The organism is Pseudoalteromonas sp. APM04, from assembly GCF_022809815.1.
Lineage (GTDB): Bacteria > Pseudomonadota > Gammaproteobacteria > Enterobacterales > Alteromonadaceae > Pseudoalteromonas > Pseudoalteromonas marina.
This window is the reverse complement of record NZ_CP094441.1, coordinates 801,485-819,952: the sequence shown is the minus strand read 5'-3', so window position 1 is coordinate 819,952 and position 18,468 is coordinate 801,485. Positions and strand designations below refer to the sequence as shown.

Here is an 18,468-nt window from a genome sequence, read left to right as displayed (position 1 = left end):
ATTATTAAGAAAATTGATTAAAAAAACTATCTGTGCTTAACCCTTCTTGTTGCAAAATATCTTTTAAACGACGTAGAGCTTCAACTTGTATTTGTCTTACTCGCTCTCGTGTTAGTCCTATTTCCCTACCTACATCTTCAAGTGTAGATGGCTCATAGCCGAGTAATCCAAACCGACGCGCCAGTACTTCACGTTGCTTAAGGTTTAACTCTCCTAACCAATCAACAATGTGTTTATTAATTTCTGTGTCTTGCACTTCACCTTCAGGGCCGTTGCCTTTTTCGTCAGGTAAAATATCAAGCAGCACGCTGTCGTTTTCGCCACCAATTGGCATATCAACCGACGCTATTTTTTCATTCAAACGTAACATTTTGGTTACGTCTTCAACTGGCTTATCTAGGCATTCAGCTATTTCTTCAGCAGTTGGCTCATGGTCGAGTTTTTGGGTTAGCTCTCGCGCTGTTCGTAAGTAAACGTTTAGCTCTTTCACTACGTGGATGGGCAAACGAATAGTGCGTGTTTGGTTCATAATGGCGCGTTCAATTGTTTGACGTATCCACCATGTTGCATAGGTTGAAAATCTAAACCCGCGTTCAGGGTCAAACTTTTCAACAGCACGAATTAACCCTAAATTACCTTCTTCAATTAAATCGAGTAGCGCTAGTCCACGGTTATTGTATCTACGTGCAATTTTAACAACTAAACGTAAGTTGCTCTCAATCATACGTTTACGAGAGGCTTCACAGCCTTTGAGGGATTTACGCGCGAAAAATACTTCTTCTTCAGCGCTTAATAATGGAGAGAAGCCTATTTCACCTAAGTAAAGTTGGGTGGCATCTAGGTTTTTAGTCACTTCTTCTTTGGCAAATATGTCTTCGTCATCTACTTTTTCAAGTAACGGTGTTGCTTCTTCAACGGTGTTTTCATCAAACTTGTCGTCATTGCTGATATTTTTTTCAATCTTTGCTGCGCTAGCCATAAGCCTTCTCCAGAGCAATTATCAATACCTAAAATCTAAGGAAGGTATTTAGCAGGATTGACAGCTTTCCCACGGTAACGAATCTCAAAGCGAAGCGCGGTAACCGAAGACTCTGAATTGCCAATTTCTGCTATTTTTTGTCCTGCCTTAACTTTTTGCTTTTCTTTTACAAGTAATTTCGAGTTATGTGCATAAGCACTTAGGTAATCATCGTTATGTTTCAAAATGATTAAATTACCATAACCTCGAAGCGCGTTACCCGCATACACCACCGTTCCTTGTGCAGCGGCTAAAACTGTAGCCCCCATTTTATTAGTAATTTGTAAGCCTTTATAGCCGTTTTCCTTATTAGAAAAGCGTTTGGTAATTTTGCCCTTTGCTGGCCAAAACCACTTTAATTTACCGCTCGACAACTGCTTTTGGTTACTAACTTTATATTTGGCTTGTTTTTGAACATACTCTCGTTTTTTTGGCTGATCAAGTCCTTTCTTTAATTTTTTGTTATTATTTTGTATGTTTTTTCTAGACTTTTTACTCGAATTCGTATACTTTTTTGAGCTTTTAATTTTTTTGATAGTGGGAGAGAGAGAGATTGACTGGCCTGGATATATAACATAAGGACTTGAAATTAAGTTGTTTTTAGCAAGTTCTCTAAAGTCTTTTCCTGCGCTAAATGCGATTGAATAAAGTGTATCTCCTTTTTGTACTGTATATTTGCCATCTACAATGTTAATTAAATGGTTTGAGTCATTAACATTATTATTTAAGCTACTAACGGGCGCTGGAACATGGCGAGATGAACAACCAAAGAGAAAAACACTAATGAACAAAGCAACATAAAGCATAAATTGTCTATTCATCGTGCTTTTCTCCATGTTTAAGTAACATTATTTTATATAGCTTAACGCAACAATAAGTACGCAACGGCTATTAATATTACTAATCCCCAGCCAAGCACTTCAATATACTGACGTAATTTTTTCTCCATTTGCGCTCCGCCCCATTTCATAAGCGCAGCAACTAGAAAAAACCGGGCACCGCGCCCGATTGCAGAAGCAATTAAAAATGGGAAAAACGCCATCTGTAAAACGCCCGCACCAATTGTAAATACTTTATAGGGTATGGGTGAAAAGCCAGCTAAAAAGACTACCCATACGCCATACTCTTTAAACCAATTTAATGCTACATCAAACTTTTCTTGCCAATGCATCTGTGCAATTAGCGGCTCTACAACAGGTTCAAAAAGCCAAAAACCAAGTAAATAGCCAATTACCCCGCCCAGCACAGATGCAATCGTCGCGAAGCTTGCAAAACGCCACGCCTTACTAGGTTGAGCCAGCGACATTGGCGCTAACATTACATCGGGTGGGATAGGAAAAAAAACAGACTCGGCAAAACTCATTCCTGCTAAATAACGCTCCGCATGGCGGTGCTTTGCCCATACTAGGGCCATATCGTACAACTTAGTAAACAACTTCAAAGTGAATTCCTATTCAATATCACCAGGTACCAAAGGTACAAATCTTACTGGTGCAATAACATGCTCTGTAAAGCTTTCGCCCTTTCGAATAACCATTATTAATTTTTGATCAGCTTCGCCAACCGGCGCTAATAATACACCGCCATCAGCGAGTTGACTTAACAAACCTTGAGGTAAGGTGGCAGCCGCAGCCGTAACAATAATGCCGTCAAATGGTGCTTGAGATTGCCAACCTTGCCAGCCATCTCCATGTTTCATTGTTACATTGTATAAATCAAGCTGCTGCAGACGCCGTTTAGCCTGCCATTGCAAAGCTTTGATCCGCTCAACAGAATAAACTTTAGTAAACGTTTTAGCCAATACCGCTGTTTGATAGCCAGAGCCCGTGCCGATTTCTAATACTTTATCGCACACACCGGCCAACCTCAAAAGCTCCGTCATACGGGCTACAATATAAGGCTGCGAAATAGTTTGCCCTTGCCCAATAGGTAGCGCTGTATTTTCATAAGCTTTATGCTGCAACACGTCGTCAATAAATAAATGACGAGGTATACCTGCAATAGCATCAAGTACGCCTTGATCCTCAACACCTTCACGTTTAAGTAAATCTGATAACGCTTTCGCACTTCGCGTGTAATTAGCGAGCACGATTTATCTCCAAATTAGATAACCAGTCCCCAACTGCCTTAATGCTATTGTGTGCGGTCATATCAACACTGAGTGGTGTAACCGATGCAAAACCATTATTAATGGCGTAAAAGTCAGTTCCTTCACCTGCATCACTCTCTGTACCAAGCGAGCCATACCAGTAAATACTTCGACCCCAAGGGTCCGTTTGCTTGGTCATAGTTTCAGCTTTATGCCGAGCGCCTAAACGCGTAACCTGCACACCTTTTAATTCACTTAGCGGAACATCTGGCACATTAACATTAATAATTTGGTCTTTTGGTAATGGGTGCGATGCAAGTTCTTTAATTATATTAACTGTTACCGCGGCTGCTGTTTCAAAGTGCTCGCCATTGTGTGAGCAAAGTGAAACTGCAATAGCAGGCAACCCCAAATGACGACCTTCGGTCGCTGCAGCAACAGTGCCTGAATAAAGCGTATCATCACCTAAATTGGCGCCATGATTAATGCCTGCCACAACTAAATCTGGTTTTTGGTCAACAAGCTGATTAACACCTAAATGAACGCAATCGGTTGGCGTGCCATTAACTGACATAAACCCATTTTCAAGAGTTGTTGCACGCAATGGGTTCATTAATGTGAGCGAGTTACTTGCACCACTGCAATTGCGATCGGGTGCCACCAAAGTGACGTCTGCAATTTTTGTAAGCGCGTTATATAAGACCGCTATGCCTTTAGCATTAACGCCATCATCGTTACTTAACAGTATCTTCATTTATGCCATTATCCTTTTCTTTTCGCTCTTTTGGACTTGCATCTGTATAGTCCACCAGCTCACGTAGTAATGCGGTTGCAAAACATCCTTTAGGTAAACCAAAGCTCAGCTTAAGTGTGGTGTTATCAAGTGTTTCTACAGCCAAGTTATCAGGAATCAAACGCAACATTCTACGCTCGTTTTTAAGCCCTAATTCACCCAGGCCTTCACACCAAGCCTGATAGGGTTTAAGCCATATTTTTTCTTGCTCAGTTAACCCTTTATCACTTTTGCCTGCCATTGGTGCCGACATTACAATATCACCAGAGGCTAAACGTGCTATGTTTTCGTCGTTAATTGCATCTTCAAAAAATGCATTACTGCCGCTGAGCATAAATACTTCGCGGTGCATAGTTTTAGCTAAACCGTGTTCTTTTACACGTAAACTTACAAGTTGATTAAAAATATGTGAACGCGCAGCTGAAATAATAATACCGCGTAACTTCTTATCGCGAATACGTTCGCCGGCAAACATTTTTTCGGCCATAACTAAATTATGCCCATCGCGGCCAAAACGCTGCTCGCCAAAGTAATTTGGCACACCAGCACGCACAGCATTTATGCGGCATAATATATCAAGCGGCTCGGTAACATTACGAAGAGTAATGGTAAATTTATTGCCCTTGTGGCAACCGGTGCGTAATTTACGCTCGTGGCGCTGTTGCGACACTATAAAAATGCTTTCGCTATTTAACTCTGTAAAATCTATATGCTTTTTAATGGGCACTTTTACACTAAACCATTGGCTACATACACCATGACGATCTTTCATGCCCGCGTAGCTTACATCGCGAGGGGATACACCGGCTTTTTGCGCGATAATTTTAGCCACGTATTGTGTGTTTTCGCCTTTTTTAACCACCTGCAAGCATACATGCTCACCGTTACCTGTAAACTCTATAGCTAGATCTTCATCTACCATAAAGTCTTCTGCAGTGGTTTTAAAGTCAGCTTTTGAAAGCGGTGCGCCGTATAAATAATTTAAGTCGCTCATGCGTTTTTTGTACTCGCAAGCTCTTTACTCATAATAACCACGGCATGACTAGAAATACCTTCTTTACGTCCTTCAAAGCCCAACTTTTCAGTTGTCGTAGCCTTAACATTTATTTGGCTAAGATCGCAGTTTAAATCATTAGCTAGATTTACACGCATAGCCTGTATGTGCGGCAGCATTTTTGGTGCTTGTGCCACAATGGTGACATCGCCGTTTCCTAATACATAGCCTTGCTCTTTAGCTAACTTAACAACATGACGAAGCAAAATGCGGCTGTCTATATTTTCATATTCGCTCGCTGTATCAGGAAAGTGCTTACCAATATCGCCCATAGCGAGCGCACCTAAAATAGCATCACATAATGCATGAATAGCTACATCGCCATCTGAGTGTGCTAAAAAGCCTTGTGGGTAATCAATTTTTTCGCCACAAATAGTTAACGGGCCTTCGCCGCCAAATTTATGTACGTCAAAACCATGGCCAATTCGTATCATACTGCACTCTCGTTTTGTTGTTTATTTAATAAAAACCCTGCCAAAGCTAAATCTTCTGGCGTGGTTATTTTAATATTATCACTACGACCCGCTATAAGTTTTACTGGTTTGTTTACCCACTCAATTGCACTGGCTTCGTCGGTAATAGGCACCCCACTTTGTAGCGCATTTTGCAGCGCATTTTTAAGGTCACTGTACTTAAAAAATTGAGGGGTAAGCGCTTGCCACAGGTCGTCTCGGGGGACAGTTTGCTTTGAGTGTGTATCGCCGCGTTTGATGGTGTCTTTTACTTTAGTGGCTAAAATTCCGCCTTCATTTGTACTAAGGCACTCACTGATAAGGCGCTCAATGTCTGCTAGGTCAACCAATGGGCGCGCTGCATCGTGCACTAATACCCAATCAGGGGGATTGGGTGCTAAAAATAACAAACTATTAAGTACTGAATCAGCACGTTCTTTGCCACCACTTGAACGAACAATGCGCGCATCGGTTAATGGTAGTTCACTAAAGTATGGGTCTGTATCGCTAAGAGCAACAACAATAGTTTGCAGTTGTGGTAATTGAGATAATTTAGTTAGGGTATGTTCTAAAATTGTTTTACCCGCTAACTGTATATATTGTTTAGGTGCATTGTGCTGCATTCTGCTGCCTACACCTGCTGCGGGTACAATCGCAACGATAGTTTGTTTATTTCTCATATTGGTTGCCCGGTAAAACACGAATAAATGTTTCGTCCGGCTTAATCATTCCTAATTCGTTTCGGGCACGCTCTTCAATACCTTCAAGGCCAAGCTTTAAATCTTCTATGTCGGCTTTGAGCACTTTATTACGTTTTATCAACTTTTCGTTAGTGTCTTGGTGGGTTGCCACCGCTCCTTTTAAGCGCGAGTAATCTTGCACACCATTTTGACCAAACCATAACCTGTATTGAACAAACAGTGCTAAGCACAGTAAGCACACTTGAAAAACACGCATTTAACACTCCTTATTTAATAATTTAAAAGTTTTAACTTAACTAAGCTAATGGGCGTTTTATATTGCGCCAATTAATGTTCCCTGCCAGTAGCATTTCACGCAATGATAATACACGTGGTGTGCAACGCTTTGAAAACTGCCACTGATGCCCACAGCACGCTGCAGCTAAACTCAACTTACTTGGCTTTAAAAGTTGTGCATATTGCTGCTCTAGGCTGTTGCCTAAAAAATCAAACCACCCTAGCTCGTTGCAATGCAACTTGTTTTCAGACACCTGATCAATACTGTCTATCCTAAGATGTAATTTGTCATACTGGTTTACTATCACCGGAACAATTAGTCCCACTTTGGCATGCGCTTGAAAAAAAAGTTCATTGGCTTGTTTATTTACATTGGGCGGCGCTGCTTTTTGTTTTTCGAGCCACGAGCCATTTTGTGCATCAAGCGTAAAAGGCGAATGCCCGTTTACTACAAGCGATGCAGCTCGTTCAATGTAATAAGGCAAACTTTTTAACTGCCTACGCAGCTTATCGGCATTAGGTTCGGCGACTAACCGCTGAACTTCTCGCTGATAAAATGCATTGCACAACTGCGCATAAAGCGCCTTTTGCGCATCAGTTTGCCAAATTTCAACTTGCTGCTGTTCACCAAGTGACTGATTTTTCGCGACCAATTGCTTTACTCAAAAACATTCAGATAACTGTTTTATAACATAGTACTGAATAGTTTTTAAGCACACATAAAAAATTAAGCGCTTGGTTTTTCACCTAACTTAGCTTTACCCGACTCTAAAAATTGCACAACACTGTTGCGCTTTTTACCAACTAGTAAACTGCCATCGGCTAAAAACATAAAGTTTTGCCAATTACGTTTAAATACGTCAAACGTTGTTTCAATAACATTATCGCGCGCCATACAAAAATATACCGTGGTATTTGCTTCCCACCCTAAAAACTCTAAAATTTCTTGAGGTGGTAAAGCATCGCCATTTTCCCAAGCTGCTTCCCAGTTAACTTCATCACTAAAGCTTTTATCTTGGCCGCACCACATACTGTCATCAAAAAAGTCGGGGTGGTCAAACTCCCGGCTTACCATTGTGCTCCAAAGCACAGCTGCGCGCTCGTCGCTCATTGGTTTTATTTTAGCTGCGTCATCACTTGATACCGGAATGTCTTTATGGCGAAAAACCCACGCTTTTCTGTAATCATCTAACGAAATATAGTTCATAATATTGGCAAATTAGTTAGCATTAAAAGTGCAAACACAAATTATACAAGAGATTGAAGCATGACTACAGCACTAAAACTGGGTTTATATCAACACTACAAAGGCCCGCAGTACAAAGTTTTATATCAGGCAACACATAGCGAAACAGACGAACAATTGGTGATATATCAAGCCTTATATGGTGAGTTCGGTATTTGGGCACGACCACTTAGTATGTTTTTAGAAACCGTTGAAAAAGAGGGCAAAACTATACCTCGTTTTGCCTACCTTGGACCTGCAGATTAACTGTGGCATTATAACCCCATTCAATACTGCTCAGACCAGACAAGGGTACACCGTGCAATTTAATTCTACTGACAATTACATCGCAAGCAGCTCGCTAAAACAGGCTGTAAATGCTGCTATTATGCTTGAAAAACCATTACTTATTAAAGGTGAACCTGGTACAGGCAAAACGATGCTGGCCGAAGAGCTTGCGAGAAGTTTAGACACCGAGCTTATTCAGTGGCACATTAAATCGACCACCAAAGCACAGCAAGGTTTATACGAATACGATGCCGTATCGCGTTTGCGCGACAGCCAGCTAGGTGATGAGCGCGTGCATGATATTGGCAACTACATTGTTAAAGGTAAGCTGTGGCAAGCATTTACCTATGCCGAGCTTAACGGCAAACGCCCAGTTTTACTCATTGACGAAATAGACAAAGCCGACATTGAGTTTCCAAACGATTTACTGCTCGAACTTGATAAAATGGAGTTTCACGTTTACGAAACAGGTGAGCGCATTATCGCAAAAGAGCGCCCTATTGTGATCATCACTTCAAATAACGAAAAAGAGCTGCCTGATGCCTTTTTACGCCGCTGTTTTTTTCATTATATTGACTTTCCAAGCAGCGAGGAAATGCAGCAAATTGTTGATGTACATTACCCTAACGTTAAACAAGATTTAGTACGCCAAGCATTAGAAGTATTTTTTAACTTACGTGAAGCCAACGGCCTAAAAAAGAAGCCCTCCACCAGCGAATTACTGGATTGGTTAAAACTTTTAATGGCAGAGGATATAGACGCTAAAACATTACACGACAAAAGCCAAAAAGGCGGCTTAATGCCGATGTTTGGCGCACTGCTTAAAAATGAGCAAGACATAAGCCTCATCGAAAAACTTGCGTTCATGAGCCGCCGTTAATATGTTAATTGCGTTTTTCTTCAAATTACGTGAATACCGTTTACCGGTAAGCCTGCGCGAACTACTCGATTTAATTAACGCCTTAAAAAAAGGCGTTATATTTGCCGACGTAGATGCCTTTTACCATTTAGCGCGCACCATAATGGTAAAAGACGAAACCCATTTTGATAGGTTTGATAAAGCCTTTAGCGACTACTTTAGCGGTATTGCCGACTTAGACCTACTCGAGAGTTTAAAGCAACAGCACAACTTACCTGAAGATTGGCTACGCAAAGAGTTTGAAAAAAACCTAAGCGATGAAGAAAAAGCCCAACTAAAAGCGATGGGTGGGCTCGACGAGCTCATGAAGACCCTGAAAGAGCGTTTAGAAGAGCAACAAAAACGCCACGCAGGCGGTAATAAATGGGTAGGCACCGGTGGTACATCTCCTTTTGGCGCGTATGGTTATAACCCTGAGGGCGTGCGTATAGGACAAGACGGCAACCGCAATCGCCAAGCGGTAAAAGTGTGGGACAAGCGCGAATACCGTAACCTAGACTCAGATCGCGAAATTGGCTCACGCACTATAAAACTCGCCCTTAAAAAGCTACGCAAATTTGCCCGCACCGGCGCAAGTGACACCCTTGATTTAAACGAGACCATTCGCGCAACCGCCAAGCAAGGCGGCATGCTAGATGTAAAAATGGCACCCGAGCGCCACAATGCGGTAAAAGTATTAATGCTGTTTGATATTGGCGGCTCAATGGATGACTACATTCATACCTGCGAAGAACTATTTAGCGCCGCCCACAGTGAATTTAAGCATTTAGAGTTTTACTACTTTCATAACTGCTTATACGAACATGTTTGGCAAGATAATCAGCGCCGCCACTCAAACGTTATTGACACCATGACGCTGATCAACAAGTTTACCAGCGACTACAAAGTCATATTTGTGGGTGATGCCACTATGGGCCCATACGAAATAGCCTACCCTGGTGGCTCAGTAGAGCACTACAACGAAGAGCCCGGCAGTGCATGGTTATCACGCATAACTAACCATTTCGATAAAGTAGCGTGGCTCAACCCACAACCAATTGAACACTGGCCGTACTATCAATCAATTGGCTTTATAAAAGAGCTAATGAACAATCGCATGTACGCGCTGAGTTTAGACGGGATAAGTAGAGCGATAAAAGAGCTGAGTTGATAGTTAATATCAATGACAGCTCAGTGCTGTGAGTTCAACCACTCGATGCAACACACTGATTAAATCGCTCCGCAGGTGTTTCGTATTCCAGTGTTTTCCGCGGTCTCTCATTAAGTTGTCTGGCAACTTGGTTTAATCTTATCTGAGAATGCTCATTTAAGTTAGTTCCTTTTGGAAAGTATTGTCTTAATAGCCTATTTGTATTTTCATTGGAACCGCGTTGCCAAGGTGATTGTGGGTCGCAGAAATATACTTGAATATCTGTAGCTAGAGTAAAGTCTTTATGATTAGTAAGCTCACATCCTCTGTCCCAAGTTAATGATTTATAAAGCTCTGCTGGCAACTTATTAGCTTGTTTAATCAACGCTTCGATTACTGGCTTTGTTTTATTACTAGGTACTTTCACTAACATTACATACCTAGAGTGTCGCTCAACTAGAGTCGCGATAAAACTGTTTCCTGAGCCTTGGATCAAGTCTCCCTCCCAGTGGCCTGGAACAGCTCTGTCTTCAACATTTGATGGCCTTTCACTAATTGGTACAGCGTCAACTATCCTTCCTAACCCTTTACCTTTAAGAGTGGCGTGTTTTGATTTCCTGACTACCCGCTGCGTCCTTAAGTGTTTTTGTAGCTCTTTTTTTAAGGCGCCGCGGGTTTGTATATACAGGGTTTTATATATTGTTTCGTGCGACACATTCAAATCCTCATTATTGGGGTTGTAGTGGTCAACTAATTTTGGCCACAGTTTTAGAATCTTGATATCTAACCTCAGATTCATTCGGCGCTAAACCAGCATTATAATGATGTGGTCTAACATTATTGTAATATCCGTTGATATAATCACTCACACTATATTTAGCATCTTTAAAGTTTTCGTATCCAACCTTTGGCATCCACTCCGTTTTAAAGCTTCTAAAAAATCGCTCCATTGGCGCATTATCCCAACAATTTCCGCGCCTGCTCATACTTTGTGTAATTTTATAGCGCCATAAACGTTGACGATATTTTAAACTTGTATAATGACTACCTTGGTCTGAATGAAACATCAGTCCTGTCGGTTTTCCTCTACTTTCATACGCGAGTTCAAGTGCTTTTAGCGTTAAATTAGTATCTGGCGACAACGACATGGCCCAACCAACGACTTTACGTGCAAATAAATCAATAACAACGGCTAAATAAGCCCAGCGATTACCTACCCAAATATACGTCACATCACCGCACCACACGGTATCTGGCTCAACAACATCAAACTGCCTATCTAGCAAATTTGGGATTTCAAGATGCTCATTACTACCCCTTTTATATTGATGTTGTGGTACTTGGCAGCTCTCTAGTTTTAGTTTAATCATGAGCTTAGCGGCGCGATAACGGCTTAATTCAAAACCGTTATTCGTTGCAATTGCTGCGATTGTCCGTGCCCCAGCTGAGCCACCGCTCATTGCATGTATTGCTTTAACTTCAGCCTCTAGCCTTACTTGCTCTGGCGTCGGCGTTGTATCCCGTATGACCCAGTACTTATAGCTGCTGCGATGCACATTGAATACACTACATAGCACACTAATTGGATAACGCTCTCGTTGATTTAACTTCTCGATTAACGAGAATTGTTCAGGGAGTCGGACATCAAGAGAGCGGTAGCCTTTTTTAATATATCCTTTTCTAATTCAATGCGTTGGATTTGCTTTTTAAGTTCGCGGATTTCAATTTGTTCGGGCGTCATTGGTGAAGCAGATGGTGTCTGGCCATTCCGCTCTTGCTTTAATTGAGTAACCCACTTACTGACGGTTGATTTACCCACCCCCATCGCTTTGGCTGCTTCTTCTTGAGTATAACTTTGGTCAACTACAAGCTGAGCTGTTTCTAACTTGATTGCCGCAGAATACGTTGCGCGTTTTAATTTCGTCATTTTTTCACCCAAATTTGTATGCTTATTAGCATAACATTTCTTTCTTAATGGGTGGCCAAATTAACTATGCCACTACAGGTATCTCCGCCTAAGCCAACCAGAGATTTGCTGAGGTGACCATGCAGATTCCATCTTTTGAGCAATGATTAAACATAATTCTTTGTTGCCATACAGCTTACAAGGCTTAGGGCGTTTGGCATTTTCCCAGGCAACTTTGTCAGCTTTACTCGCTCGATATTTTTTAATCCCGCCGTGGCGGTGTACTTCACGGCAAATAGTGGAAGGTGAGCGATTAAGATATCTCGCTATTTCTCGAAGTGACTTACCTGCTGCTAACCCTCGTGAAATGTCTTCTCGCTCTGCAAGAGTTAGTGTCGTTGGTGAGCGTTTGGGCTCAAGCGGCCGAACACCACCTGTTTTATGGATAATACCTAATATAGATGAATGGTATCGATCAAATAATCTTGCTATATCATGCGCACTATCACCGCGCTGATATCGATCCCAAATTAACCTTCTTTGTTCTGCATTATAATAAATACGCTTTCTCTGTTTCATGTAAACGCTCCTTTAACTAATAATAAGGATAGCGTTGCATTCACCAGTTGAACTCACAACCAATTGCGGACGTTCGTAACGCTTACAATAAAGGGAAAACCTGAGCGACAGCGAAGCTTTTCCCAATGAGCGAAGCGAATGTTGTTGATTGTTTTGTTATATGCCATCTATCACCAAAATCAAACTCTTAACTACTGCAACAAATATAGCTAAACCAGTTATGTATCTAGGCAGCTTAGGATATTTTTCATTCATATATTTTAGCGTTGGAGATTTATTTACACTCCCAAGTTTTCCACTAAAATGCAAGGCGGCTAAGATGCAAACAATTATCACCAATAAGGTATTGTAAGGCTCAGCTAACATCAAAGAACCTTTGGCATATAACACCCCACTAAGGGGCGATAACACATGGGCTAAAATAAGGAACGAAGTGACGCAGCCCATGTGTTAGAGTCCCAACGAGCAGCGCGAGTGCCTTAAGTGTTTTGTTAGGTTTTTCACAGTTCCCACGCGAGCAATATTAACGATACGAAAAGAAAGAGTAAATATAGTAATGGTCTGCCGATGCCTTTTACAAAGATTGAAGTCCTAAACCAAATAGACAAAAAAAGAAATATCAGAGTGATTATTGCCCACAAATAGACTTTTGATCCATTTGGGTTTCTTACTACTCTGACTTCGAATTTTTTAAACAAAGAAATATTTTCGCTGGCGTGAATTGTCAATGTGGCTCCTTTAAGGAACTCATTGTTGAATGTGCCATAGTTTAAGGTTCCATAATACCGTTTTGTTTGCCCTGAGTAGCTTGCTGCTCTTGGGCTTAGGACTATTGACCAGTTTTCTGTACTGTCTTCGGTTAGAAGTAACTTGATAGTTACCTTTTCTTGACTTGCTTCGCGAGAGCCACCGTAATTTACGGTGACTCTGAAACGTTCAGAATCCATTATATTTATTAAGCAAACAGACTCTTTTTTAGTAATTAAGTCTGCACTACACACGACGTCAGGGTTTGCTAGTTCACTTTGGAAGACTATTAAAAACCATATGAAACTTAATCCAAAGAGAGAAAAGAGAATTTTTGAACGGATGAAGAATTTCACAAGAAACCTAGACATAATGACTCCCACACGGTGTTAGCCTCCGCTTTTCGTGGGTTAGCTTAATTCAAAGCCAGAGCCATAATTAGTTTGTCAATTAACTAAACAGCAGAGGCTAACATGAATAAACATAGCATACTTTTTATCGGTCTTGATACACATAAAGAATTCAATGAAGTTGCCTATATTGAAGAACATAGAGGTGCGCAACCTGTTCATCTTGGCCGAGTTTCGTCTTCCAAAATGGCCGTTCAAAAGCTTGTTCGCCAGTTCGAATCGAAATACCCTGGCGCAACACTTCATTTTGTTTATGAAGCTGGCCCATGTGGTTATTGGATTTACCGATTAATTACCAGCCTTGGCCATTGCTGTTATGTGGTTGCACCTTCTCTTATTCCTAAAAAACCTGGTGAGAAAATTAAAACCGATAAACGTGATGCCCTTAAGCTTGCTAAATTACTTAAGTCTGAAGATTTAACACCTATCTATGTTCCTGAGCCTGAAGATGAAGCTGTACGTGATTTATCTCGTGCACGCGAAGTAGCCATGAAGGATTTAAAAGATGCCAAATATCAATTAAAGGCGCTGCTGCTTCGCAATAATATTAATTACAAAGGCACTGCGAATTGGTCACAAAAACATTTACGTTGGCTCACTGAGCTTGTGTTGCCACACCCCGCTCAGCACATCGTCTTACAAGAATTTTTACACACAATTACCGAACGAATAAGCCGACTTGAGCGGCTAGATAATGAACTAACACACCACGTTCACCAGTGGCGTTATTATCCTGTAGTAAAAGCAATACAAGCTATGCGTGGTGTCCGTTTGTTGGTCGCCACTGGCGTTGTTGCTGAGCTTGGCGATTTATCGCGTTTCGACCATCCCCGCAAATTAATGAGTTATCTCGGTCTTGTACCCAGTGAACACTCGAGTGGTGGCAAACGCCATATTGGCGCCATCACAAAATGCGGGAACGGCCGAGCAAGGCGCCTTCTTGTGGAAGGTGCACATACTTATCGCTATGCAGCAAATATATCCACAGATATGCAAAAACGACAAGAAGGTTTACCAAAGGACATTATTGATATTGCGTGGAAAGCACAGATTAGGCTCTGCAAACGCTATAAAAAAATGATAGCCAAAGGGAAACACTACAATCTGGTTGTTACCGCCATTGCCCGAGAAATGATTGCGTACATATGGGCTATTGCAAGAGAAGTGGTGCTTACGCCAGTGAATAAAAAACTTAGATTGGCAAGAGTACCCGCATGATAAAAGAATTAGAGTTAATGCATGGGATCAAGCATCGGGTGTGGCACAACCACCGACGGCGTTAGGATGGCAATGCAGCTAACGCTGCATTGAACCACGAACATAGACTGAAGACAGGTGCCACGACGAAATAAGTAAGGTCTGCTCTGTTACTAGAAATAGTAATAACCAACGAATATCAGCAAGATAACCGACGACATTACTTGCTTCATCCTATGTATTAACTCGCTCTAATTCGAGCTAAAATAATTATGGCTTAAAAAGTTAGGCAAGGATCAGTGCGTTTAACTTGACAATGGGAGTCATACCAACGCCCATTTAAGGGGCTGATAATTGTTTGCTAAAATTGTGTAGCGAAGCGAAACCGAGCAAACTGTTAGCAGTGATCTTCACCCGATAAAGTGGACACCGTCCACGTTTCAATTAACTGCCGATTCAAACTCGGCAGGTGATTTATATCCTAAACTCGAATGCAATCGCTGTCTATTGTAAAAGTAATTTAGGTAAACCTTTAATTTTGATAATAGTTTACCGCTACTCTCAAATTTATTTCCTCGAATTAAGTCTGCTTTAAGCGAATGAAAGAACGACTCGACTTCTGCGTTGTCAGTACAACACCCAGGCCTATTCATACTGGCTTTGATGTTTTTGCTAGCCAAATACTTTTGTACAACGTGAGCACGGTATTCTGCACCTCGGTCAGTGTGAAATAATACACTTTCTGTTGGCTGTCGTTTTTTTATCGCAAGCCTTAGCGCCTTTAACGTAAGCTCCGTTGTTTTGTTTTTACCAAACGCCCAGCCGATTACTCGACGTGAATATAAGTCGATAACCACTGCAAGGTAATGCCAACGAGCCCCGACTTTTAAATACGTAATATCGCCAGACCACTGTTGGTTGATTGCTGTGGCCTTTTCACTATCTTTGCGTTTATTTTCTATCTCTTTATAAAAGAACTTAACCTTCGCCGGTTTACTGTAAGTCTTAAGCGCCCTAGCTCTTAAACCGTTTTCTCGCATTAAGCGGGCAACACGTTTTTGGCTTGTGTTTACACCTTCTTTTTTTAGCGCATGAAATACGCGTGGGCTACCATAGGTTTGATGATTGACATTGAAGACGTGTTTTATCTTCAGCAACAAATTAGCATCTGACAGCGCTCTAGCTGACACTGTACGCTCACGCCAAGCATAGAACCCACTACGCGACACATTAAGCCAAGAACACAAGTATTTGACGCCTAAGGCTTGTCCGAACTTTTGGATGAATCCAAATCGTTCTGATGTACTTCCGCCAGATACCGTTGCCACTTTTTTAGCAGGTCATTCTCCTGCTTGAGACGCTCATTTTCTTTCTTAAGCTTTTGAATGTTATCCAGCTCTTTTTTTGTTGGGAGTTTACTCATTGTTTTGTTGTTGCTTTGATGGCGCGGCGTGTTTTTAAACTTACCTTCTCGATACTCTTTTCGCCAACGACTAAGCATTAACGGATGAATATCCAGCGCCTCGGCAACGTCCTTTGACATGACATCGTCTCGTAAGCTTAGTTCGACTGCTTTGATTTTGAAATTAACGGGGTAAAACCAAGTCTTTCTAGGTTGGGTATATCTAGGCATGTTAGCCTCCTCAAAGTGATGAGGAGGTGTCCACTAAAACGGGTGAGGAGCACAGTCCCGCTTTAAATTCTTGTTAGGCATACTCTTCACCGAAACTCTCGTAACACTTTGGAAAGTAACCCCAAACTCTGATTGTTGACTTGGTTGTTTCGAACTCAAAGCCAATTTTGCGCACCAAAGTTAATACAGTTTCAGTTAGTTCTATATCAATCCACTCAACGTTAAGTAATGGGAATGGTAAGTGATAATACCATTCGCTATCCCAGCCCGATATGTAGCCATTAACTACCTTAGTTCGGTAGCAAGGTGGATTAGGGAGTTCTCGCATTTCTGAGATGAGTTCATTCCATTTTGTGTTATTGGCAGCACCAACTAATTGCTTTTCAGCAATGATCCTTTTAGCTACTTTCACGTCCTTTTCATCGGACACTGAATCAGCCATTGGCAGAAGACTCATGTGTATACCTAACAACTTTATCAGAGGACACTTTCCCTTTTTTAGCGCGAAAACGTCCTTATTTTATGAGTTTGTATTAATAGCAAAAAGCATAAGTTATTGCTAGCTATATATATTCTGCTTTATGTAACTTATATAAATATGCAACAAGAGGAAAGTGTCCTCTTATCCTTACTAAGTTAAAAACGACTCACCTGATCGACCGCTTATCGCTCTCAGCAGCCACAAGAAGGCGATAGGTCGCGTCTTTCTTTTTGTCTTTTAAAATAAATAATCCAAAAGAACTACAACTTAGCTACATGATTTAGCGTCCCTAGATGACGATGCACAAGCTTTAACAAGATAATTGGTTGCCCATTTGGTGCGCTGCGACCTTGCCCCCAGTTTTCGAGCGTTCTTGCTGAAGTATGTTAGATGTCAGCAAACACACTGCGCGACATATTAAATGTTTCTCTAATATTTACTATTTCATCGGGTGAGATAGCAAGATCGTTAATATCATTTACCTTATGAGTGCTTAACGCAAGTTTTCCTTGAGAATGCGCTTTGGCATCATCAAGTGTTGTAGCTAATTCTGAAAATAAATCACGTTTGCCCATTCCGCCATACCTCTAAAAACTATTTTAATAATCTTGATATCATGCAGCAATAGCCATTACTTGCTAATAAACTTACACATTCCTAACCCTAAACCATCGCCATCACGCTTTACATAACCATATTGAATATAAAAGCTTTCTTTACCATGAGCGCTTAATAAAGCTATTGTTGCGCTATTAGAGCATGTGTTGCTTAGGTAGTTTTCAATATGGGTCATAACTAAATGACCAATGCCTTGTTTTTGATAGCTAGGCGCAACAATTATATCTTGAATATAAAAATACATTGCGCCATCACCAATCACTCTCCCAGTGCCTATTAACTTATCAGTGTCGTATACAGTGACCCAAAAAAGTGAGTTTTCGATGCTTGCTTTTAATGTTTTATAGTCAGGGTTTTGCCACTTTACTTGTTTACGTAAATTAGCGAATTCATCCAGTGCTGGAGCTTTAAGTTCAACTTTATAAGCCATAATATCCTCTACTCACTTTAAAGGAATTTACTCATAAACAGGCTATACGGATCTAGTTCATAATTCCCAAACGGTTCGCACTCTTTAAAACCAAATTGGACGTAAAGCTTTTGTGCGGGTAAAAATGCCTTAGCAGTGCCGGTTTCTAAGCTAAGTTTTTTATACCCTCGCAGTGTTGCTTGCTCAATAATATGCGTGAGTAACTTAGCGGCTATGCCTTGGCGTAAATAGTTGCTTGAGGTGCGCATTGATTTAATTTCGCCATGCGTGGCATTGAGCACTTTTAATGCGCCAACACCCGCTAAATTATTATCAATCCATAAACTATAAAAAGTTATATCGGGCTGAGTGAGTTTAGTTACATTAAGTGCATGTACGCTCTCAACGGGTGAGTGTTTTAGCATATCGTTATGATGCGCTTGTAGTAGCTTTATAACGTGAGGGTTTGAAAGCTCGCCTGTTCTAATATCCATTTATGCCTCGTTTAATCCTAAAATTTTATATTTTAGGGCTTAAATTAAAA

At 41.1% G+C, this 18,468-nt stretch carries 22 protein-coding genes and 2 pseudogenes; 4 read left to right on the top strand and 20 right to left on the bottom strand.

The window, feature by feature from the left end:
• Nucleotides 1–4: 4 nt before the first annotated feature.
• From rpoS to MTP24_RS03830, 11 genes are all read right to left on the bottom strand, one after another.
• The gene (gene rpoS, locus MTP24_RS03880; RefSeq protein WP_243532871.1) at nt 5–979 is read right to left on the bottom strand and encodes an RNA polymerase sigma factor RpoS; all 975 of its coding nucleotides are present in this window, start codon (nt 977–979) and stop codon (nt 5–7) included.
• Between the two features lie 35 nt (nt 980–1,014).
• The gene (locus MTP24_RS03875; protein WP_058428486.1) at nt 1,015–1,839 is read right to left on the bottom strand and encodes a peptidoglycan DD-metalloendopeptidase family protein; all 825 of its coding nucleotides are present in this window, start codon (nt 1,837–1,839) and stop codon (nt 1,015–1,017) included.
• 41 nt (nt 1,840–1,880) lie between these two features.
• Nucleotides 1,881–2,459 carry a YqaA family protein gene (locus tag MTP24_RS03870; RefSeq protein WP_243532868.1) on the bottom strand — a complete coding sequence of 193 codons (579 nt, stop codon included), beginning with the start codon at nt 2,457–2,459 and terminating at the stop codon, nt 1,881–1,883.
• 9 nt (nt 2,460–2,468) lie between these two features.
• Complete coding sequence (locus tag MTP24_RS03865) at nt 2,469–3,107, bottom strand: protein-L-isoaspartate(D-aspartate) O-methyltransferase (protein WP_243532866.1); 639 nt, start codon at nt 3,105–3,107, stop codon at nt 2,469–2,471.
• Nucleotides 3,097–3,861, bottom strand: a complete 765-nt coding sequence (gene surE / locus MTP24_RS03860; RefSeq protein WP_006791959.1) for a 5'/3'-nucleotidase SurE — start codon at nt 3,859–3,861, stop codon at nt 3,097–3,099. Before surE ends, MTP24_RS03865 begins: the two co-directional genes overlap by 11 nt.
• On the bottom strand, nt 3,842–4,894 hold the full coding sequence (locus tag MTP24_RS03855) for a tRNA pseudouridine(13) synthase TruD (protein WP_243532864.1): 1,053 nt from the start codon (nt 4,892–4,894) through the stop codon (nt 3,842–3,844). Before MTP24_RS03855 ends, surE begins: the two co-directional genes overlap by 20 nt.
• Complete coding sequence (gene ispF / locus MTP24_RS03850) at nt 4,891–5,388, bottom strand: 2-C-methyl-D-erythritol 2,4-cyclodiphosphate synthase (protein WP_008126885.1); 498 nt, start codon at nt 5,386–5,388, stop codon at nt 4,891–4,893. Before ispF ends, MTP24_RS03855 begins: the two co-directional genes overlap by 4 nt.
• On the bottom strand, nt 5,385–6,086 hold the full coding sequence (ispD, locus tag MTP24_RS03845) for a 2-C-methyl-D-erythritol 4-phosphate cytidylyltransferase (protein WP_008126883.1): 702 nt from the start codon (nt 6,084–6,086) through the stop codon (nt 5,385–5,387). Before ispD ends, ispF begins: the two co-directional genes overlap by 4 nt.
• A complete protein-coding gene (ftsB, locus tag MTP24_RS03840; RefSeq protein WP_006791955.1) occupies nt 6,076–6,363 on the bottom strand; it encodes a cell division protein FtsB in 288 nt (95 codons plus the stop codon). The genes ispD and ftsB overlap by 11 nt, the downstream gene beginning before the upstream one ends.
• A 40-nt stretch (nt 6,364–6,403) precedes the next feature.
• Nucleotides 6,404–7,036 carry a hypothetical protein gene (locus MTP24_RS03835; protein ID WP_203984539.1) on the bottom strand — a complete coding sequence of 211 codons (633 nt, stop codon included), beginning with the start codon at nt 7,034–7,036 and terminating at the stop codon, nt 6,404–6,406.
• A gap of 74 nt (nt 7,037–7,110) precedes the next feature.
• Entirely contained in the window at nt 7,111–7,590 is a 480-nt protein-coding gene (locus MTP24_RS03830) for a DUF2947 domain-containing protein (RefSeq protein WP_006791953.1), read from the bottom strand.
• A gap of 60 nt (nt 7,591–7,650) precedes the next feature.
• Here MTP24_RS03830 and MTP24_RS03825 point away from each other — a divergent pair, with 60 nt between their 5' ends.
• The 3 genes from MTP24_RS03825 to MTP24_RS03815 are packed head-to-tail and all read left to right on the top strand — an operon-like array spanning nt 7,651 to nt 9,965.
• Nucleotides 7,651–7,875, top strand: coding sequence for a DUF1653 domain-containing protein (locus MTP24_RS03825; RefSeq protein ID WP_006791952.1), 225 nt, complete (start codon nt 7,651–7,653; stop codon nt 7,873–7,875).
• A gap of 52 nt (nt 7,876–7,927) precedes the next feature.
• Entirely contained in the window at nt 7,928–8,776 is an 849-nt protein-coding gene (locus MTP24_RS03820; protein WP_243532861.1) for a MoxR family ATPase, read from the top strand.
• Between the two features lies 1 nt (nt 8,777).
• A complete protein-coding gene (locus tag MTP24_RS03815) occupies nt 8,778–9,965 on the top strand; it encodes a VWA domain-containing protein (protein WP_243532859.1) in 1,188 nt (395 codons plus the stop codon).
• 34 nt (nt 9,966–9,999) lie between these two features.
• On the opposite strand, the pseudogene MTP24_RS03810 reads toward MTP24_RS03815, so the two are convergent.
• The 4 genes and pseudogenes from MTP24_RS03810 to MTP24_RS03795 form a co-directional block, all read right to left on the bottom strand.
• Nucleotides 10,000–10,689 (bottom strand): annotated as a pseudogene (locus MTP24_RS03810) (IS30 family transposase); the annotation flags it as partial.
• A 1-nt stretch (nt 10,690) separates the two neighbouring features.
• Nucleotides 10,691–11,871 (bottom strand): IS3 family transposase gene (locus MTP24_RS03805; protein WP_203985558.1). Its coding sequence is split into 2 segments (ribosomal slippage): nt 10,691–11,613 and nt 11,613–11,871, totalling 1,182 coding nucleotides; the frame shifts between segments, so codons are not numbered across the junction.
• Nucleotides 11,872–11,949: 78 nt separating this feature from the next.
• Nucleotides 11,950–12,429 (bottom strand): annotated as a pseudogene (locus tag MTP24_RS03800) (helix-turn-helix domain-containing protein); the annotation flags it as partial.
• Between the two features lie 156 nt (nt 12,430–12,585).
• Nucleotides 12,586–12,795 (bottom strand): hypothetical protein, encoded by a 210-nt coding sequence (locus MTP24_RS03795; protein ID WP_243532857.1) that lies wholly within the window; start codon nt 12,793–12,795, stop codon nt 12,586–12,588.
• A gap of 854 nt (nt 12,796–13,649) precedes the next feature.
• Between MTP24_RS03795 and MTP24_RS03790 the strand changes: the two genes are divergently transcribed.
• Complete coding sequence (locus tag MTP24_RS03790) at nt 13,650–14,804, top strand: IS110 family transposase (protein WP_138740772.1); 1,155 nt, start codon at nt 13,650–13,652, stop codon at nt 14,802–14,804.
• Between the two features lie 419 nt (nt 14,805–15,223).
• On the opposite strand, the gene MTP24_RS03785 is transcribed toward MTP24_RS03790, so the two are convergent.
• The 5 genes from MTP24_RS03785 to MTP24_RS03765 form a co-directional block, all read right to left on the bottom strand.
• Nucleotides 15,224–16,416, bottom strand: a protein-coding gene (locus MTP24_RS03785; protein ID WP_086007403.1) for an IS3 family transposase whose coding sequence is annotated in 2 segments (ribosomal slippage) — nt 15,224–16,108 and nt 16,111–16,416 — 1,191 coding nt in all. Because the reading frame shifts where the segments join, the coding sequence is not laid out codon by codon here.
• 73 nt (nt 16,417–16,489) lie between these two features.
• Nucleotides 16,490–16,873 carry a DUF6678 family protein gene (locus tag MTP24_RS03780; protein ID WP_243532855.1) on the bottom strand — a complete coding sequence of 128 codons (384 nt, stop codon included), beginning with the start codon at nt 16,871–16,873 and terminating at the stop codon, nt 16,490–16,492.
• Nucleotides 16,874–17,283: 410 nt separating this feature from the next.
• Entirely contained in the window at nt 17,284–17,472 is a 189-nt protein-coding gene (locus MTP24_RS03775) for a hypothetical protein (protein ID WP_243532853.1), read from the bottom strand.
• Nucleotides 17,473–17,528: 56 nt separating this feature from the next.
• Nucleotides 17,529–17,945 (bottom strand): GNAT family N-acetyltransferase, encoded by a 417-nt coding sequence (locus MTP24_RS03770; protein ID WP_243532851.1) that lies wholly within the window; start codon nt 17,943–17,945, stop codon nt 17,529–17,531.
• Between the two features lie 17 nt (nt 17,946–17,962).
• On the bottom strand, nt 17,963–18,418 hold the full coding sequence (locus tag MTP24_RS03765; protein ID WP_243532850.1) for a GNAT family N-acetyltransferase: 456 nt from the start codon (nt 18,416–18,418) through the stop codon (nt 17,963–17,965).
• Between the last annotated feature and the right edge of the window lie 50 nt (nt 18,419–18,468).

Coding starts and splice junctions, on each gene's coding strand:
- MTP24_RS03875 (WP_058428486.1), bottom strand. CDS start 1,839: ATGAATAGACAATTTATGCTTTATGTTGCTTTGTTCATTAGTGTTTTT.
- MTP24_RS03775 (WP_243532853.1), bottom strand. CDS start 17,472: ATGGGCAAACGTGATTTATTTTCAGAATTAGCTACAACACTTGATGAT.
- surE (WP_006791959.1), bottom strand. CDS start 3,861: ATGAAGATACTGTTAAGTAACGATGATGGCGTTAATGCTAAAGGCATA.
- MTP24_RS03795 (WP_243532857.1), bottom strand. CDS start 12,795: ATGTTAGCTGAGCCTTACAATACCTTATTGGTGATAATTGTTTGCATC.
- MTP24_RS03855 (WP_243532864.1), bottom strand. CDS start 4,894: ATGAGCGACTTAAATTATTTATACGGCGCACCGCTTTCAAAAGCTGAC.
- rpoS (WP_243532871.1), bottom strand. CDS start 979: ATGGCTAGCGCAGCAAAGATTGAAAAAAATATCAGCAATGACGACAAG.
- MTP24_RS03830 (WP_006791953.1), bottom strand. CDS start 7,590: ATGAACTATATTTCGTTAGATGATTACAGAAAAGCGTGGGTTTTTCGC.
- MTP24_RS03825 (WP_006791952.1), top strand. CDS start 7,651: ATGACTACAGCACTAAAACTGGGTTTATATCAACACTACAAAGGCCCG.
- ispD (WP_008126883.1), bottom strand. CDS start 6,086: ATGAGAAATAAACAAACTATCGTTGCGATTGTACCCGCAGCAGGTGTA.
- ispF (WP_008126885.1), bottom strand. CDS start 5,388: ATGATACGAATTGGCCATGGTTTTGACGTACATAAATTTGGCGGCGAA.
- MTP24_RS03790 (WP_138740772.1), top strand. CDS start 13,650: ATGAATAAACATAGCATACTTTTTATCGGTCTTGATACACATAAAGAA.
- MTP24_RS03770 (WP_243532851.1), bottom strand. CDS start 17,945: ATGGCTTATAAAGTTGAACTTAAAGCTCCAGCACTGGATGAATTCGCT.
- ftsB (WP_006791955.1), bottom strand. CDS start 6,363: ATGCGTGTTTTTCAAGTGTGCTTACTGTGCTTAGCACTGTTTGTTCAA.
- MTP24_RS03815 (WP_243532859.1), top strand. CDS start 8,778: ATGTTAATTGCGTTTTTCTTCAAATTACGTGAATACCGTTTACCGGTA.
- MTP24_RS03765 (WP_243532850.1), bottom strand. CDS start 18,418: ATGGATATTAGAACAGGCGAGCTTTCAAACCCTCACGTTATAAAGCTA.
- MTP24_RS03780 (WP_243532855.1), bottom strand. CDS start 16,873: ATGAGTCTTCTGCCAATGGCTGATTCAGTGTCCGATGAAAAGGACGTG.